The 17682-nt window shown below is 63.4% G+C and carries 15 protein-coding genes and 1 riboswitch; of the genes, 6 read left to right on the top strand and 9 right to left on the bottom strand.

Annotated elements, in window-relative coordinates; genetic code table 11:
- Positions 1–71 precede the first annotated feature (71 nt).
- Both MFF34_RS18595 and MFF34_RS18590 read right to left on the bottom strand, forming a co-directional pair.
- Positions 72–524 (bottom strand): DUF1249 domain-containing protein, encoded by a 453-nt coding sequence (locus tag MFF34_RS18595; RefSeq protein WP_027592506.1) that lies wholly within the window; start codon positions 522–524, stop codon positions 72–74.
- Positions 515–1132: an NUDIX domain-containing protein gene (locus MFF34_RS18590; protein WP_238215735.1), complete on the bottom strand. Its 618-nt coding sequence runs from the start codon at positions 1130–1132 to the stop codon at positions 515–517. Before MFF34_RS18590 ends, MFF34_RS18595 begins: the two co-directional genes overlap by 10 nt.
- A 185-nt stretch (positions 1133–1317) precedes the next feature.
- Here MFF34_RS18590 and MFF34_RS18585 point away from each other — a divergent pair, with 185 nt between their 5' ends.
- Complete coding sequence (locus MFF34_RS18585; protein WP_027592504.1) at positions 1318–2064, top strand: RsiV family protein; 747 nt, start codon at positions 1318–1320, stop codon at positions 2062–2064.
- Here MFF34_RS18585 and cytX read toward each other — a convergent pair.
- Together cytX and thiC are read right to left on the bottom strand one after the other, a co-directional pair.
- Positions 2033–3316, bottom strand: coding sequence for a putative hydroxymethylpyrimidine transporter CytX (gene cytX, locus MFF34_RS18580; RefSeq protein WP_027592503.1), 1284 nt, complete (start codon positions 3314–3316; stop codon positions 2033–2035). The two genes, MFF34_RS18585 and cytX, sit on opposite strands and share 32 nt — an antisense overlap.
- Positions 3317–3463: 147 nt before the next feature.
- Positions 3464–5344 (bottom strand): phosphomethylpyrimidine synthase ThiC, encoded by a 1881-nt coding sequence (gene thiC / locus MFF34_RS18575; RefSeq protein WP_027592502.1) that lies wholly within the window; start codon positions 5342–5344, stop codon positions 3464–3466.
- Positions 5345–5504: 160 nt separating this feature from the next.
- Positions 5505–5611, bottom strand: a riboswitch (TPP riboswitch).
- 161 nt (positions 5612–5772) lie between these two features.
- On the opposite strand from thiC, the gene MFF34_RS18570 reads away from it, so the two are divergent.
- Positions 5773–7209: a TolC family outer membrane protein gene (locus MFF34_RS18570; RefSeq protein WP_027592501.1), complete on the top strand. Its 1437-nt coding sequence runs from the start codon at positions 5773–5775 to the stop codon at positions 7207–7209.
- Between the two features lie 114 nt (positions 7210–7323).
- Here the strand turns inward: MFF34_RS18570 and waaA are convergent, their stop codons facing one another.
- Together waaA and MFF34_RS18560 are read right to left on the bottom strand one after the other, a co-directional pair.
- Positions 7324–8595, bottom strand: a complete 1272-nt coding sequence (gene waaA, locus MFF34_RS18565) for a lipid IV(A) 3-deoxy-D-manno-octulosonic acid transferase (protein ID WP_238215733.1) — start codon at positions 8593–8595, stop codon at positions 7324–7326.
- 11 nt (positions 8596–8606) lie between these two features.
- Entirely contained in the window at positions 8607–9497 is an 891-nt protein-coding gene (locus MFF34_RS18560; protein WP_238215731.1) for a LysR family transcriptional regulator, read from the bottom strand.
- Between the two features lie 85 nt (positions 9498–9582).
- Between MFF34_RS18560 and MFF34_RS18555 the strand changes: the two genes are divergently transcribed.
- From MFF34_RS18555 to MFF34_RS18540, 4 genes are read left to right on the top strand one after another with little or no spacing between them, the layout of a single operon-like run.
- Positions 9583–9915: a multidrug efflux SMR transporter gene (locus MFF34_RS18555; protein WP_008095055.1), complete on the top strand. Its 333-nt coding sequence runs from the start codon at positions 9583–9585 to the stop codon at positions 9913–9915.
- 46 nt (positions 9916–9961) lie between these two features.
- Complete coding sequence (locus MFF34_RS18550) at positions 9962–11137, top strand: FAD-binding oxidoreductase (RefSeq protein WP_238215729.1); 1176 nt, start codon at positions 9962–9964, stop codon at positions 11135–11137.
- Positions 11134–11946 (top strand): aldo/keto reductase, encoded by an 813-nt coding sequence (locus MFF34_RS18545; RefSeq protein ID WP_099430597.1) that lies wholly within the window; start codon positions 11134–11136, stop codon positions 11944–11946. The genes MFF34_RS18550 and MFF34_RS18545 overlap by 4 nt, the downstream gene beginning before the upstream one ends.
- 37 nt (positions 11947–11983) lie before the next feature.
- The gene (locus tag MFF34_RS18540) at positions 11984–12952 is read left to right on the top strand and encodes a metal ABC transporter ATPase (RefSeq protein ID WP_238215727.1); all 969 of its coding nucleotides are present in this window, start codon (positions 11984–11986) and stop codon (positions 12950–12952) included.
- A 93-nt stretch (positions 12953–13045) separates the two neighbouring features.
- Here MFF34_RS18540 and hldE read toward each other — a convergent pair whose 3' ends face one another.
- From hldE to MFF34_RS18525, 3 genes are all read right to left on the bottom strand, one after another.
- The gene (hldE, locus tag MFF34_RS18535; protein WP_027592495.1) at positions 13046–14467 is read right to left on the bottom strand and encodes a bifunctional D-glycero-beta-D-manno-heptose-7-phosphate kinase/D-glycero-beta-D-manno-heptose 1-phosphate adenylyltransferase HldE; all 1422 of its coding nucleotides are present in this window, start codon (positions 14465–14467) and stop codon (positions 13046–13048) included.
- 130 nt (positions 14468–14597) lie between these two features.
- Positions 14598–16406, bottom strand: coding sequence for a lipid A export permease/ATP-binding protein MsbA (gene msbA, locus MFF34_RS18530; RefSeq protein ID WP_027592494.1), 1809 nt, complete (start codon positions 16404–16406; stop codon positions 14598–14600).
- Between the two features lie 15 nt (positions 16407–16421).
- Positions 16422–17597, bottom strand: a complete 1176-nt coding sequence (locus tag MFF34_RS18525; RefSeq protein ID WP_238215725.1) for an O-antigen ligase — start codon at positions 17595–17597, stop codon at positions 16422–16424.
- Between the last annotated feature and the right edge of the window lie 85 nt (positions 17598–17682).

Here is a 17682-nt window from a genome sequence, read left to right as displayed (position 1 = left end):
AACGGATTCAGCACGAATTATGGCTGCGCAACGGTTGCGAGCAAACACCCGAAACCGACGCACATCACATTTCAGCGAACACTTGCCAGTTCATGACCGCAGGCCAGGCAGTGGCTCAGCCATTCGCCGAGGAACAGGTTGAGCTGCGCTTTTTCGTCGGGCTGGTGCATACCCGCATTCGGATAAGGATAAATGCTGCGCAAGCGCCGGGCATGCTCGGCGCTGACCACCTCGGCCATGCGTGCATCGTGGTACACCTGCACCTCAAGGTGCGGCACCGGCAGCCACGGCAAGCTGTGCTCCTGGCGCACGTGCAGGGTGGTGGTATAAGGGCAGGCCAGCACGACATCGAGCACCAGCACACCGAGCATCTGGTCGCCCTGGGTCATGCCGATGCGACGCGAGCTCTGGGTAGTGCGCATGTCTGGTAACAAACGCATCAGCCGGGCGTAATTGGCCTCGCAGGCTGCTTGCAGCCCGACCAGGTCAACCCGATATCGCTCGCGCAGCAGGTTCACTTCCACATACCTCGAACTTCGTCTCTGTTAAGCGCCAGCCATTGCAGGCCGATGATCGTCGCGGCGTTGCAGATACGGCCGTCACGCACGGCCTGCAAGGCATCCTCGAACGACCACACGCGCACGCGAATGTCTTCGCCCTCTTCTTCCAGGCCATGCAGGCCGCCCGCGCCTTCGCTGGTGCAGCGCCCCAGGAACAGGTGGACGAATTCGTCACTGCCACCGGGCGATGGGAAGTAGCGGGTCATTGGCCACAAAGCGCTGAACGTAAGCCCAGCCTCTTCTTCTGCCTCGCGGTGTGCGACCTCTTCAGGTTGCTCGTTCTTGTCGATCAGCCCGGCGACCATCTCGATCAGCCAAGGGTTGGCGACCTTGTCGAGCGCACCGACACGAAACTGCTCGATCAGCACCACCTCGTCACGCAGTGGATCGTAGGGCAATACACAAACCGCATCGTGGCGCACGAACAGTTCGCGGCTGATCTCGCGGCCCATGCCCCCGGCGAACAGTTCATGGCGCAGGCGAAGCTTGTCGAGCTTATAAAAGCCCTGGAAGCAATTGGCCCGCTCGATGATCTCGAAGCCCTTGGGCACTGAATTCAACGCGTCTGACATGGAAATCCTCATGGCCTCAAATACTGCATCGCGCCATCCTACTCCGCACTTTGGCGCGTTTCACCCCTTTCCGGCAACCGTTCGCGCAGTCGGGACAGCGCGCCTTCTGTCTGTTAGCTTAGTGGCGAACTGACGGTCGCGCCGACGGTCAAAGGCCGACTTTTCCCTGTTCTGCAAGGATCATCATGACACTTGTCAAACTGACTTCCGTGGCTGTGCTGGCACTGGCCCTGGGTGCCTGCCAGAGCCTGTTCACGCCCAACTACCGGGCCCCGCTCGAGGTCAAGCGTGACGCCTGGGAGCACGTCAAACCCGGCTGCAGCGAAAGCGACTGCCCGCTGGTGAACATCGACACCCTTCACTTCCCGGCCCAGCCCAAGCTCGACGCCATCGTCGAACAGCGCCTGCTGCAGCTGACCGAAGACAACCAACACGGCGCCGCGCCGACCACCCTGCAGGCGTATGAGCAGCAGTACCTGGCCAGCGCCGACAAGCGCAACAGCAGCTACTTGCAAGCCAAGGTACGCGAACAGCATGACGGGCTGGTGATCATCGAACTGTCCAGCTACCTGGACAGCGGTGGCGCCCATGGCATGCCAGGGCGCGGCTTCATCAACTATTCGCGCAAGCTGGACAAGGTACTGACCCTGCAGGACATGCTGGTGCCCGGCCAGGAAGAGACCTTCTGGAAAACTGTCGAAGAGTCGCACCGCGCGTGGATGATCAGCGTCGGCATGGACAAGGACGCCGACTTCGTCAAGACCTGGCCCTTCAAGCGGTCGCCGCACATCGCCCTGACGTACGGCGCGGTGGTGGTCAAGTATGAGGTCTATGCCATCGCGCCCTACTCCATGGGCCACGTCGAGCTGAAGATCCCCTACCCTCGCCTGAACGGCGTGATCAAGCCCGAGCTGTTTCCCGGCCGCGGCTGAAGCTCAGTAGCGCATGCAGCACACCTGCCAGCACCAGTGCCGGCAGGGTTGCGCCCAGGTCCGGTGCTTGCGCGGCAATCAGGTGATAAGCCGCCACACCCACGGCCCAGGCCAGCAACGCCTGCCAATGCAAGCCATCGACCTGTGACGGCAGGCGGCGGTGACGGATCACGTAGTGGTCCATCAGCACCACGCCGAACAGCGGCGCAAATACCGAACCGATCAGCAGCAAGAAGTTTTCGTACTGGGCCAGTGGCGCGAACAGCGCGATCAGGGTGCACAGCACACCAATGGCCAGCGCCAGGTGCTCGACTTTCAGGCGTACCAGCACGCCGGTGGAAACGGCGGCCGAATGAATGTCGGCAAAGGCTTTTTCCGACTCGTCCAGTAGAATCAACAGCAACGGGATACCCAGCCCAGCACCTGCCAGGGCCAGCAGCAAGGCATTGGCTTCGCCGCTGGGGGCAAAGGCCAGGGTGTAGGCGACGCCCAGGCTCATCAGCCAGGTATTGCCGATGAAGTAGCCCAGCACGGTACCGCCGAACACGCGCTTGCCGCTGCGGGCGAATCGCGAGTAGTCGGCGATCAGCGGCAACCACGACAGCGGCATGGCGATAACGATGTCGAAGCCGACGGCCAGCGACATCGAGCCGTCACCGGCGCGTTGCCACAGGTCGGCCAGGTCGGCTTTGGCGAACAGGTTCCAGGTCAACCACAGGCAGGCGCCCAACAGCACCCAGATGCCCCACGTGCGCAACACCTTGCGCACGAACGCCAGCGGCCCACTGACTGCAAGCAGGGTCGCCAGGGCGCCGAAGCACAGGGTCCAGAGCATAGGGCTGTTCCACGCACTGCCTTCACCGAAGGTACGCGCGCCGAGCAGGCTGGCCGCGTCGCGCATGACGATGATCTCGAACGCCCCCCAACCCACCAGCTGCAGCAGGTTGAGCACTGCCGGCAAGCGGGCGCCATGGCTGCCCAGGCTGAGCCGCAGGGTGCCCATGGCCGACAGGCCAGTGTCGCTGCCGATGACGCCAGCCGCCCCGAGTAACAGCACGCCCACACCGGTGCCAAGGGCGATGGCCAGCACCGCACTGGCAAGGCCCATGCCTGGGGCGAGCATGGCGCCGACCTGCAGCACCATCAAGCCGATACCGAGGGAGAACCACAGAGAGAACAGGTCGCCGAAGCCGAAGATGCGTTGGCTGGTGGGGACCGGGTGGTCCGGGGAAAAATGGCTGGGGGTGGTCATTGTTGTGATCGCCGCAAAGATTGGGATGAACAGGCATCCAACGGTGGGAGCGGGCTTGCCCCGCGAAGGCGTCTGGCCTGCCAATCGCGCTGGCCCAGCTGACGCTTTCGCGGGGCAACCCCGCTCCCACGGTGGTGACGGATTGCCTTACACTTTTTTGTACAACTGGCTGCCTTCCTGGCGGAACCGCTCGGCCTGCTCACGCATGCCTTCTTCAACCGTCACGTCCACGGCTTCGATCTTGGCGGCGTACTCACGCACTTCCTGGGTGATTTTCATCGAGCAGAACTTCGGCCCACACATCGAGCAGAAGTGCGCGACCTTGGCCGATTCCTTAGGCAAGGTTTCGTCGTGGTACGCGCGGGCGGTGTCCGGGTCGAGGCCAAGGTTGAACTGGTCTTCCCAGCGGAACTCGAAACGCGCCTTGGACAAGGCGTTGTCACGAATCTGCGCGCCCGGGTGGCCTTTGGCAAGGTCGGCGGCATGGGCGGCGATCTTGTAGGTGATGATGCCGGTCTTGACGTCATCCTTGTTCGGCAGGCCCAGGTGTTCCTTGGGCGTCACGTAGCACAGCATGGCGCACCCGAACCAGCCGATCATCGCCGCGCCGATACCGGAGGTGATGTGGTCGTAACCCGGCGCAATGTCGGTGGTCAGCGGGCCAAGGGTGTAGAACGGCGCCTCGTCGCAGCATTCGAGCTGCTTGTCCATGTTCTCCTTGATCAACTGCATCGGCACGTGGCCCGGGCCTTCGATCATGCACTGCACATCGTGCTTCCAGGCGATCTTGGTCAGCTCGCCGAGGGTTTCCAGCTCACCGAACTGCGCAGCATCGTTGGCGTCGGCAATCGAGCCCGGACGCAGGCCGTCGCCCAGCGAGAAGCTGACGTCGTAGGCCTTCATGATTTCGCAGATTTCGTCGAAGTGGGTGTACAGGAAGTTTTCCTGGTGATGCGCCAGGCACCACTTGGCCATGATCGAGCCGCCCCGGCTGACGATGCCGGTAACGCGCTTGGCGGTCAGCGGCACATAGCGCAGCAGCACACCGGCGTGGATGGTGAAGTAGTCCACGCCCTGCTCGGCCTGCTCGATCAGGGTGTCGCGGAACAGCTCCCAGGTCAGGTCTTCAGCGACACCGCCGACTTTTTCCAGGGCCTGGTAGATCGGCACGGTACCGATCGGCACGGGCGAGTTACGGATGATCCACTCGCGGGTTTCGTGAATGTGCTTGCCGGTGGACAGGTCCATGACCGTGTCCGAACCCCAGCGAATCCCCCAGGTCAGCTTGGCCACTTCTTCCTCGATCGAGGAGCCCAGGGCGCTGTTGCCGATGTTGCCGTTGATCTTCACCAGGAAGTTGCGGCCGATGATCATCGGCTCCAACTCGGTGTGGTTGATGTTGGCCGGGATGATCGCGCGGCCGCGGGCGATTTCTTCGCGGACGAATTCGGGGGTGATTTCTTTCGGGATGTTGGCGCCGAAGCTGTGGCCCGCGTGCTGCTGGTCAAGCAGGCCGGCGGCGCGGGCTTCCTGCAGTTTCATGTTCTCGCGGATGGCAACGTATTCCATCTCGGCGGTGATGATGCCCTGGCGGGCATAGTGCATCTGCGAGACGTTGACGCCCGCCTTGGCGCGGCGCGGGTTGCGCACGTGGTTGAAGCGCAGCTTGGCCAACTCTGCATCGTTCAGGCGCTGTTGGCCGAAGTCGGAACTCAAGCCGCCCAAACGTTCGGTGTCGCCACGCGCGTCGATCCAGGCCGAACGCACGTCGGCCAGGCCTTTGCGCACGTCGATGATGACGTTAGGGTCGGTGTAGGGGCCGGAAGTGTCGTAGACCAGCACCGGGGCGTTGGTCTCGCCGCCGAAATCGGTAGGGGTGTCGTGCAGGCTGATTTCGCGCATGGGCACGCGGATGTCCGGGCGGGAGCCTTCGACATAGACCTTGCGCGAACGGGGGAACGGTTGCACGGATTGCTGATCGACTTGTGCCGATTCGCTGAGGTTGATCGTTTTTTCTTGTTTGCTCATCACGGGCTCTCCAGACAGCTTCCTAGCGGATGGAATGTCGGGGAGAACCTGAAAGACGCGGACGCACCCCTTTACGGGTGTGCAGTGCCGGATACATGGGGGTGCCGTAAGCTGCTTGCAGCTGAGACATTCCCGGACCTGGCACAAGAGGCTCCCCGGGAAGGCGAGCAATCTTGTTCCCTACGCAGGCGCTAACCTGATCAGGTTCAACGGGATCCGCAACTTTGCGATCTCAGCCTTTGCTTCAAGGCACCCCGACAAGAACATGCGCAGTCTAGACTGGAGTGGTCGGCAAAGCCAAGCGGGTAAATACGGGTGATGATGAAAGGCGCACTGGGCGATTGTTGCCGGGGGCGCATGGCACTACACTGGCCCATCGCTCGATACTCAACAGTTCAGTAATTATATTTCGTACAAGGATTGCCTCTATGCTGCGCAAACTCTCACTGGCGATAGCCGTGTCTTGTGCGTCCAACGGAATGGCCTGGGCAGCAGAAATGCCCATGACGGTTAAGACCGACCTGGTCAGCGTCTACCAGGAAGCGGTCGACAACAACGCCGATCTTGCGGCAGCCCGCGCCGATTATGGCGCCCGCCGCGAAGTCGTCCCACAGGCCCGCGCCGGCCTGCTGCCGAACCTGTCGGCCGGTGCCGAGATGATGAACACCCGCACCAAGCTCGACGAGCCGTCCCTCACCGCCAACCGCAGCGGCAACTCCTGGAGCGCCACCCTGGCGCAGCCGGTGTTCCGTGCCGACCGCTGGTTCCAGTTGCAGGCGGCCGAGGCGGTCAACGAACAGGCGGCGCTGGAATTGTCTGCCACTGAGCAGAACCTGATCCTGCAGACCGCGCAAAACTACTTTGCCGTGCTCCGGGCCCAGGACAACCTGGCCGCGACCAAGGCCGAGGAATCCGCCTTCAAGCGCCAGCTCGACCAGTCCAACGAACGTTTCGACGTGGGCCTTTCCGACAAGACCGACGTCTTGCAGTCCCAGGCCAGCTACGACACGGCCCGAGCCAACCGGATCATCGCCGAGCGCCAGGTGCAGGATGCCTTCGAGGCGCTGGTGACGTTGACCAACCGCGAGTACTCGTCGATCCAGGGTGTGGTCCACACCTTGCCGATCCAGGTGCCTACGCCCAATGACGCCAAGTCCTGGGTAGAAACCGCTGCCCGCCAGAACCTCAACCTGCTGGCGACCAACTACGCCGTCGATGCCGCCGAAGAAACCCTGCGCCAGCGCAAGGCCGGCCATGCCCCAACCGTGGATGCGGTCGCCAAATACCAGAAAGGCGATAACGACAGCCTGGGCTTTACCAACTCGCCCGCGCAGCCAAACGTGCGTTACGGCAGTGATGTGGAACAGACCAGCATCGGCCTGCAACTGAACATCCCGATCTACAGCGGCGGCCTGACCAGCTCGCAAGTGCGCGAGGCCTACCAGCGCCTGAGCCAGAGCGAGCAACAGCGCGAAAGCCTGCGCCGCCAGGTGGTGGAAAACACCCGCAACCTGCACCGCGCGGTGAACACCGATGTGGAACAGGTGCAGGCACGCAAACAGTCGATCATTTCCAACCAGAGCGCGCTCGAAGCCACCGAAATCGGCTACCAGGTCGGTACCCGCAACATCGTCGACGTACTCGACGCCCAGCGCCAGCTGTACACATCGGTGCGTGATTACAACAACAGCCGCTATGACTACATTCTCGACAACCTGAGCCTGAAGCAGGCGGCGGGAACCCTGAGCCCGCAAGACCTGCAAGACCTGGGGCGCTACCTGAAGCCGGACTACAACCCGGACAAGGACTTCCTGCCACCGGACCTGGCGGCGGCGGCGGCGAAGAACTTCGAGCGCAGGCCCTGAGATAGATGTCGCGCCATTCGCGGGTAAACCCGCTCCCACTGGTTTCGTGCAGCTCGCAAGGAAAGCACCACCCCTGTGGGAGCGGGTTTACCCGCGAAGAAGCAATCGCCTATCTCAGCCGATAAGCGCGCCCAGCCCATCCAGCAACCGCTGCAAGGCGCCCTGGTTTGCCCGCATCACCGCCCTGCCCGCCTCGCCCATGCGCTGACGATCCTGCGGCAACTCGATCAACCGCCGCACCGCCTCGGCCAGCCCGTCGGCATCTTCGATCTGCTGCAACGCCCCGGCGTCCTTCAGCATCGCGCTGATCTCCAGGAAGTTGAACACATGCGGCCCCATGATCACCGGCAAAGCCAGTGCTGCTGGCTCGAGCGGGTTATGCCCGCCAGTGGCGACCAGGCTGCCGCCGACGAAGGCGATGTCGGCCAGGGCGTAGAGGAACAGCAACTCGCCCATGGTATCGCCAAGCAGCACGCGGGCCTGGTCATCGACCGGGGTGCCGGCAGAGCGGCGCACGGTGGTGAACTGTTCGCTGCACAGGGCATGCACTGCATCGAACCGCTCCGGGTGGCGTGGCACCAGGATCAGCAGCGCATCGCCGTGCACCTGCAGCAGCTTCTGATGTGCCTGCAGGATCAGCGCGTCTTCACCTTCATGGGTGCTGGCGGCAATCCATACCGGGCGCTGGCTGGCGCCCCATTGCTCGCGCAGCGCCTTGGCGCGCGGCAGCAACTGGTCATCAACCTTCAGGTCGAACTTGATCGAACCGGTCACCTGCACGCATTCAGGGCGCGCGCCCAGGTCGCGAAAGCGCTGCGCTTCGGTTTCGGTCTGTACCGCGATCAGGTTCATCTCGGCGAGCATCGGCCGGGTCAACGTGGCAAAACGCCCATAACCACGGGCCGAGCGCTCGGACAACCGCGCATTGGCCAGCGCCACCGGGATGCCACGCTTGGCACACTGGTGAATGTGGTTAGGCCACAGTTCGGTTTCCATGATGATGCCCAGCTTCGGCTGCACATGGTCGAGAAAACGCCCGGCCGCCCACGGCAGGTCGTAGGGCAGGTAGCAATGCTGCACACGCGGTTCATCGGCGAACATCGCACGAATGCGCTCCGACCCGGTCGGGGTCATGCAGGTAAGCGTGATCGGCAGGCCTGGGTAGGCCTTCAGCAGCGCCCGTACCATGGGCGCGGCGGCAATGCTTTCGCCCACCGACACCGCATGCACCCAGATGCCGCCCTGGCGCATGGGCGGCAGGCCGAAGGCAAAGCGCTCGCCGATGCGCTGGCCGTAGGCCGGTGCCTTGCGCGCCCGCAGGAACAGGCGCAGCGCAACCAGTGGCAGGCCCAGGTGAAACAGCAAGGTATAAAGAGTTCTGTTCATGGCGGCGAAGTTTACCCGATCGCGCGCAGGTGCACCGCAAAGCGCTCGGCCAGCCATTGCGCGGCAGGCCCCAGTGGCTCGTCACGGCGCCAAGCCAGTTCTACGACCAGTGCCGGTGGCCGCCACTCGCTGGCGAGCTCGACCATGTGCGCCTGGTAAGTGGGGTACTGCACCACGTGCCGGGGCAACCACGCCCAGCCCAGGCCACGCATCAGCAGCTCGGCCATGGCGTAGAAGCTGTCGGCACGCCAGATCTGCGGGCTGATCGCCTCGCCGCCGGGGTAGCCACTCTGTTGCGGGGTGATCAATAGCTGGCGATGGCGCGCCAACTGCTGGCGGTTGACCTTGGCCTGCTGCGCCAGCGGATGGCCGACCGCGCACACCGTGACCATTTCCACACTGCCCAAGGCACGACGCTCCAGCGATGCCGGCATGCTTTCGTGATGAAAGAACAGGCCAAGGTCGGCACGCCGCTCCACCAGCTTGCGCGCCACATCGCCCTGGGCGCCGCTGGCCAGTTGCACTTCCAGGTACGGGTAGCGGCTGGCCAGTTCATCGAGGCTGTCGATCACCGGTTGATAGGGCATGGCCTCGTCCTGGGCGACACGCAGCAGGGCTTCCTGCCCACGCATCAGGGCCAGGGCACGGCCGTCGAGGCGCTCGCATTGGCGCAGCAGCTCGCGGGCGTCCTCCAACAGCGCGGTACCGTTTTCGGTCAACTTAGGCTGGCGGCCGCTGCTGCGGTCGAACAGGGTCACGCCCAGGTCGGCTTCAAGCATGGCGATTGAAGTGCTGATTGCCGACTGCGCCTTGCGCTGCTCACGGGCAACGGCGGAGAACGAGCGCAGCTCGACGACGCGGACGAAGGTCCGCAGTTGGTCGAGGTTCCAGTGTTCCGCCATCAACCTATCTCCCATGGTGATAGGTAATGACTTTACCGCATCCAGGCGGCGTCTAGAATGCCCGACCAGTCACCGGAGAATTGCCATGAACGCCTACACCTACCTCGCTATTGCCATCTGCGCCGAAGTCATCGCCACTGCCTCCATGAAAGCAGTAAAGGGCCTGAGCACGCCGCTGCCATTGCTGTTGATGGTGGTCGGTTATGGCATTGCCTTCTGGATGCTGACCCTGGTGGTGCGCAGCATTCCGGTGGGTATCGCTTATGCCATCTGGTCGGGGCTGGGGATTGTGCTGATCAGTGTGGCAGCGCTGGTGATCTACGGGCAGAAGTTGGATGTGCCCGCAATGCTGGGCATGGCGATGATCGTTGGCGGGGTGGTTGTGATTCAGCTGTTTTCGAAAACTGCCGGGCATTGATGCGGGCTGTATACTTGCCAGCTGTCCCAGTCTTCGAGGTACCGCCATGCCAACCGCCATTTCCACTGACGTGCTGATCGTCGGCGCCGGGGTCGCAGGCCTCTGGCTCAATGCCCGGTTGCGCCGCCAAGGCTATTCGACCGTGCTGGTGGAACGCGCCAGCCTGGGTGGCGAGCAGACCATCAAGTCCCAGGGCATCATCCACGGCGGCACCAAGTACGCCCTGCACGGCGCCCTGACCGGCGCCTCGGAAGCGATCGCCGACATGCCGCGACGCTGGCGCGAGGCCTTGGCGGGCGATGGCGAGCTGCCGCTAGGCAAGACCCGCCTGCTGTCCGACGCGCACTACCTCTGGTCCCCCGGCACCCTGGCCGGCAACCTCACCAGCTTCTTCGCCAGCAAGGCCGTGCGCGGCCGCGTCGATCAGGTCAAGGGGGAGCAACTGCCGCCTGCCCTGCAGGACCGCGACTTCAAGGGCAAGGTCTATCGCCTGGCCGAGCTGGTCATCGACGTGCCCAGCCTGCTGGCCAACCTGGCCGAGCTGGCCGGCGACAGCCTGCTCGCCGGCGAACGCATCGAACCCCTGCGTGACGGCGATGAGCTGGTTGGCCTGCGCGTGGACGACCGTGAAATCCGTGCGCAACGTATCGTGCTCAGCGCCGGCGCCGGCACCGAAGACGTGCTGCACGCCTTGGGCCTGAGCCAGCCGGCCATGCAACGTCGCCCGCTGCACATGGTCATGGCCAAGGGGCCGAACCTCAAGCCACTGTATGCACACTGCCTGGGCGGCGGGCCCAAGCCACGGGTCACCATTACCACCCACCCGGCGGCGGATGGCCAGTGGGTCTGGTACCTCGGCGGCGACCTGGCCGAGGCCGATGGCGTAGCGCGTGAGCCTGCCGCGCAGATTGCCGCGGCGCAAAAGGAAATCGGCAACCTGCTGCCGTGGGTCGACCAAAGCCAGGTTCGCTGGGCCACCCTGCGCGTCGACCGTGCCGAACCGGCACAGTCGGGCCTGGTACGCCCGGACAACGCGTTTATTGCCGACCAGCAACGCCTGCTGGTGGGCTGGCCGACCAAGTTGGCGCTGGCCCCGGACTTCAGTGACCGGGTAATCGCCAAGCTTGAGCGCGATGGCATACGCCCCAGTGCCCAAGCCGACCTCTCTGGCCTGCCACGCCCTGCGCTGGGCGTGCCTGCTTGGGAGCAACTGCTGCCATGAGCCTGCCGACCCTGCACGACTTCCATCGCCCCCTGGGCAGCACCGGCCTCACCGTTTCGCCCCTGGGCCTGGGCACGGTCAAGTTGGGCCGCGACCAAGGCGTGAAGTACCCGACCGGTTTCACCATCCCCGGCGATGACGAGGCCCGCATGCTGCTGGCCCAGGCGCGCGAACTGGGTATCAACCTGATCGACACCGCCCCGGCCTATGGCCGCAGCGAAGAACGCCTTGGCCCACTGCTGCGCGGCCAGCGTGATGAGTGGGTGATCGTCAGCAAGGTTGGCGAAGAGTTCGACAACGGCCACTCCCACTTCGACTTCAGCGCCGCCCATACCCGCCGCTCGGTCGAACGCAGCCTGCGCCTGCTGGAAACCGACCACATCGAACTGGTGTTGGTGCATTCCGACGGCAATGACTTGGCCATCCTCGAACAGCAAGAGGTCTACCAGACACTGGCCGCCCTCAAGCAGGAAGGCAAGATCCTCGGCTACGGGTTGTCCGGCAAGACCGTCGCTGGCGGCCTCAAAGCCCTGGAACAGGGCGACTGCGCCATGGTCACCTACAACCTGAACGAGCAGGCAGAACGCCCAGTGCTGGACTACGCTGCCGAGCACGGCAAGGCGATTCTGGTTAAAAAAGCCTTGGCCAGCGGGCACATCTGCCTGGCACCTGGGGTTGACCCGGTGCAAGCCAGTTTCGAGCTGCTGTTCTCCCACCCGGGGGTCAGCAGTGCTATCGTCGGCACCATCAATCCCTTGCACCTGGCCCATAACGTGGCCACCGTGGCCCGAATTCTGGGCCAGCATTGAGCCGCCCTCGCGGGCGTCCGACAGGAGGAGGAACCTCGTGCCGCGTACGCTGATCCGCAAGAACCCGAGCAACTTCAAGACACTGCCGCTGCATGTCGAGGCAACTGCCGAAGGCCTGGTCTACCAGAGCATCGGCATGCCGCTGAACTTCGCCCAGACCCAACAGCGGCGCAGGGCCATCCAGTTGCCCGACACACAGCGTTTCGTGGCCGAGCTGGCCAACCTGGGCGTTTCGGTACGCCTGACCCTGCATTGGCAAAACCGTGATTACTGGGTACTGGTGCGCCAGCGGCGCCAGGACCGTGGCGACGTGGTGCTGAAGCTGATTTCAGGCTATGTCCCCGCTCAAGAGCTCAACTTGCCGCTGCACACCGCTGTCCAGGAAGTGGCCGAGGAGTGTTTGCTGGAAACACCGGAAGGCTGGCTGGGCGGGCGCTTCAACGACACCTGGCTACCGGCGCCATACGCCGCCGCACTGCACTACCGCGAAGCGCTGCCTTTTGTGCTGACGCCGGAGTCTGGCGCGGCACGGCCGGTGCATTGCGGCAAGCTGATGCTGCTGGAGCGGCCACGGGCCTACGTGCACTTGCCGACCGCCTCGTTGCAGCTGATCTATGACATGCGCCTGCAGGTACCCAAGGACGCCAAAAAGCTCAGCTTGTTCCATGTCGACGAACGCCTGGAAGGTGACCAGCTGGTGGCCCGACTGAATCGCAAGCGCCCAGACCTGTACCTGATGCCATTGGAAGAAGGCCGACCGTTGGCCGAGCTCTATACGCTGAAAAAGGACGAGCTGGTGCCGGCGAGCACGCGCGGGCTTTACCTGGCAGAGAGCTTTGCCCGGCAAGAAGGCTGGGTGGTCACCGATGAGCGGATTCGCTGGCGGGATTGGGTAAAGCAGCAGGGCTTGGTGGATGCCAAGCCAGGGCGGGCTTCACACCTGCAGCGGTTTGGCGACAAGGCACGGGCGCTGCTAGCGCGGGCGCGGACGTCGCTGAATAAATAAATTCACGCGCGCGCCCTGTAGGAGCAGCCTTGTGCTGCTCCCACAATGACCGCGCATTGTGCAGGTAAAAGGACCGCGCAGTGCGCAGGCACATCAATGCTTGCGGATCTTCTCGACAATCGCTGTGGTCGAGCTGTTTTCAACCAGCCCGAGCACCTTCACGGTCCCGCCATAGGCCTTGACGATATCCGCGCCGACCACCTGGTCGATACCATAGTCGCCGCCTTTGACCAGCACATCCGGCTTCACCTGGCTCAGCAGGTTTTCCGGCGTACCTTCCGGGAAGCTGATCACCCAATCCACCGCGCCTAGCCCCGCCAGTACCGCCATGCGGCGGTCGACGCTGTTGATCGGGCGGCCAGGCCCCTTCAGGCGGCTGACCGACGCATCGTCATTGACCGCAACGATCAGCCGATCGCCCTGGGCCCGTGCCTGCTCCAGGTAGGTGACGTGGCCGGCATGCAGAATATCGAAGCAACCGTTGGTGAAGACGATTTTCTCGTTGTGCGCACGCGCATCATCGATCGCCAGCAGCAGTTGCTCCAGGCCCAGCACACCGCGCTCGGAACCTTCTTCGCGCTGGATCGCCCGGCGCAGCTCAGGCGCGCTGATTGCCGCCGTGCCCAGTTTGCCCACCACGATGCCCGCAGCCAGATTGGCCAAGGCAACCGCGTGTGGCAGTTCTTCACCGGCCGCGATGGCTGCTGCCAGGGTAGAGATCACGGTATCGCCGGCACCGGTCACATCGAACACTTCACGCGCCCGGGCCGGCAAGTGCAATGCGGGTTGGCCGGTACGCAGCAGGGTCATGCCATGCTCGCCACGGGTGACCAGCAAGGCGCCCAGGTCGAGGTCCAGCAGCAGTTGCAGGCCCTTGGCGACCAGCTCCGCCTCATCGGCGCAACGGCCGACGATGGCTTCGAACTCGCTGAGGTTCGGGGTAATCAGGCTGGCACCGCGGTAGATGGAAAAATCCTTGCCCTTGGGGTCGGCCAACACCGGAATGCCCTTGGCGCGTGCGGCCTGGATCAGGCTCTGGTGGTTTTTCAAGGCACCTTTGCCGTAGTCGGACAACACCAGCACCTTGACGCCATCGAGCAGGCTGTCGACCTCCGCGCCCAACGACAGCGGGTCGGTGGCGAACGGTTCTTCGAAGTCGATACGCAGCAGTTGCTGGTGGCGGCTCATGACCCGCAACTTGACGATGGTCGGCTGGTGCGCGATGCGTTGGAACACCGAGCGCACGCCCGCAGCTTGCAGGCTGTTGGCCAGGCTGTCGGCGGCCTCGTCCTGGCCGGTGACACCGATCAGCGATGCCGGTGCGCCCAGGGCGGCGATGTTCAAGGCAACGTTGGCCGCGCCGCCGGGGCGATCCTCGATCTGATCGACCTTGACCACCGGGACTGGCGCTTCAGGCGAGATACGCGAAGTACCGCCATGCCAGTAGCGGTCGAGCATGACATCGCCGACCACCAGTACCGGGGCTTGATCGAAACGCGGCATGGACAACTTCATGGGCAACCCATATGAAAATAATGAACAGGGGCAGGATATTAGCACAGGGTAAGCGACGGCTTTATGGCCAGATCGGGCCCTTGAAAATTCCGGTGACAATCGGGGCCGGCGAGGCCCCGATCAAAGAGGTTCAGGTGATATCGGCCTTGGCCGGCTCATCCAGGCCCATCGCATGCAGGCGGGCATAATGGCCATTCGCCTGAAGCAACTCGGCATGGGTACCGCGCTCTACTAAGCGGCCCTGGTCCATGACCAGAATCAGGTCGGCCTTCTCGATGGTCGACAGGCGGTGGGCGATGACCAAGGTGGTCCGCCCTTCCATCACGTGATCCAGTGCGGCCTGGATATGCCGCTCGGACTCGGTATCCAGCGCCGAGGTCGCCTCGTCGAGGATCAGCAGTGGCGCGTCCTTGAGCAATGCACGGGCAATCGCCAGGCGCTGGCGCTGGCCGCCGGACAGCAACACGCCGTTCTCGCCAACCTCGGTATCGAAGCCTTTCGGCAGCTTGTCGACGAACTCCTTGGCATAGGCATCGGCTGCCGCCGCCTCGATGTCCTCGCGCGGTGCACCGGCCAGGTCGCCGTAGGCGATGTTGTTGGCGACCGTGTCGTTGAACAAGGTGACATGCTGGGTGACCTGGGACACATGGCGACGCAAATTGCGCAGGCGATAGTTCTCGATCTCCTCGCCATCGAGCAGAATCTGCCCTTTGTCGTGGTGATAGAAGCGCGGAATCAACGCCGCCAGAGTCGACTTGCCGCTGCCGGAGCGGCCTACCAAGGCAATCATCTGCCCCGGTTCAGCGACAAAGCTGATATCGCTCAGCACCTCACGGTCGGTGCCGGGGTAGGTGAAGCTGAGGTTACGCACTTCCAGACGGCCTTCTACCTGCGCCTTCTCAAGGGTGCCCGTGTCTACCTCGGGCTCTTCGTCGAGCTGTTCGAAGATGCTTTCTGCGCCGGCGAGGCCCTTCTGGATGGTCGAGCTGACTTCGGACAGTTGGCGGATCGGTTTCGGCAGCAGGCCAGCCGCGGTGATGTAGGCCACCAGGTCACCGGCGGTCGAGTCACCACGGAGGTACAGCACCAGGAACATCAAGGCCGCCATGGCGGTGTAGATCACCAACTGTAGCATCGGCGTGTACAGCGAGCCGGTCTTGGTCATGCGCAGTTGCTTGTCGGTATTGCTTTGGCTCGCGCGGCCAAAACGCTGCTGTTCGTAAGCCTCGCCGCCGAAGCTGCGCACCACGCGATAGCCCTGGATGGTCTCGGAGGCGACGTGGGTCACGTCGCCCATGGCCACCTGGATCTTTTTGCTCTGCTTGCGGAATTTCTTGCTGGCAACGCTCACCATCACCGCAATCACCGGCAGGATGGCAACCATTACCAAGGTCAGGTGCCAGTTCATCCACAACAGGTAGGCGAACAGGAAGACCACCGTCAGGCCTTCGCGGATCACGACCTTGATCGCGTCGGTCGCAGCGCCGGTGACCATGGTCACGTTGAAGGTGATGCGCGAAATCAGGTGCCCCGAGTTGTGGTTGTCGAAGTAGCGGTTGGGCAGCACCAGCAGCTTGTTGAACAACTCGACACGCAGGTCATGCACCAGGCACAGGGAAACCTTGGCCAGGAAGTAGTTGCCCAGAAACGAGCCCAGCCCCTGCCAGGCCGCGATCAGGATAATCAGCAGCGGCACCGCCTGCAGCAGCTGCAGGTCGCGCAGGTAGGGCACGGTAGGGAACAACACCGCTTGCGGATTGCTCAGGCCATCGACGAAATACTTGAGGATCCCGGCCAGCATCGGCTGGGTCGAGGCGAAGATCACGAAACCGACGATGCTCAGCAGGAAAATGCCGGCATAGGGTTTCACGTAGCTCAGCAGCCGGAAGTAGATCTTCAGGCTGGAGGTATGCTCCGCGGTTCGCGGTGTTTCGGCCATCATCGAGCTCGCTGTTCAGGTTGAACCGGAAATTTTACCACAGGCGTCATTTTCGGCACGCCCCCAAGGCAACATCATGGCCAGGCCGACCGGCAGCCAGCTGATGAACCACTCTGCACGCGGCGTACCGGTGAGGCTGGCGGCATCGAACTGCATGGCCAGGGTCGAGTAAACCCAGAAGCACAGCAGGATCTTGCCGAACAGCGTGCCGCGTGCCCGTACAATTTCAGCCAGGGTGTACAGCCACACGGCCACCCACAGCAGCATGCCGGGCAGGCCCATTTCCACGGCAACGTGGGTGAACATGTTGTGGGTATGGTCGAAGTGCAGGCCAACGGCGTTCACATCGTACGCCGCGCCCAGCCCCAGCCCAGTCCAAGGGTGGGCGGCGATCATGTTCAGCACCGCATGGAAAATCTCCGGGCGGTACGATGAGCCGCGCTCGGCGATCAGGCCGAACAGGGTGTAGAAGGCCGCAGCGGTGGCGATCATGGCAAGGATGGCGAACAGCCGGCTGTGGCGGTCGCGGAACCACAGCGGCGCCAGCACCACGGTGATGACCAGGGCCAGCACCGCGCCACGGCTCTGGCTAAGCACCGCGAAGGCCCCCAGGCAGGCCAGCGCCACCAGCCAGGCCAACTGCAGGCCGCGATGACGCGGCGGTTGGTAAAGCAGCAGCAGCGCGGCAGCGCCAATCACATAAGCGCCCAGGATCGGGTGCGAAATCTCGCCGATCCCCCCCAGCCGTACCGGCAGCGGGTTGCCCTGCACACCATAGAAGTTGATGATCGAGATCAGCGCAGCGAGGCCCAGCAAGCCGCTGCCAAACGCCAACAAGTGGCGAATTCGCTGCTGACCGCGCTGCGCCAACAGCGGGAATGCCATCAGAAACACCAGGATATAAATCAGCCGCTTAATTTCCCGCCCGGGCTCCTCGGACGGCGACCAGGCCAAACTGATCCCGCTCCAGGCCAGCAACAGCAGCACGCTCGCCCACAAGGCCGGCTGGCGCCGCCAAGCCTCAGCCAGCACCTGCCGGGCAGACCACGCCAACAGCAACGTCGGCAACCACAAGAACAGCACCAGCCCTTGCTGGTACAGCTTATTGCTGGGCGCCAGCGCAATCGCCGCCAAGAACCAGACCAGACCCAATCCTAACCAGGCGCGCGCCCAGTTTTTTTCATACAACATCCTTTCCCCCGATGAATCAAAGACACCATCCATGGTGCTACCGCATTATTTTCGGCATTATTGCCGGTCATTTTGCTCGCCAGAC

This window comes from Pseudomonas sp. PAGU 2196, from assembly GCF_022179005.1.
Lineage (GTDB): Bacteria > Pseudomonadota > Gammaproteobacteria > Pseudomonadales > Pseudomonadaceae > Aquipseudomonas > Aquipseudomonas kermanshahensis.
This window is presented reverse-complemented; position numbering and strand designations above follow the sequence as displayed.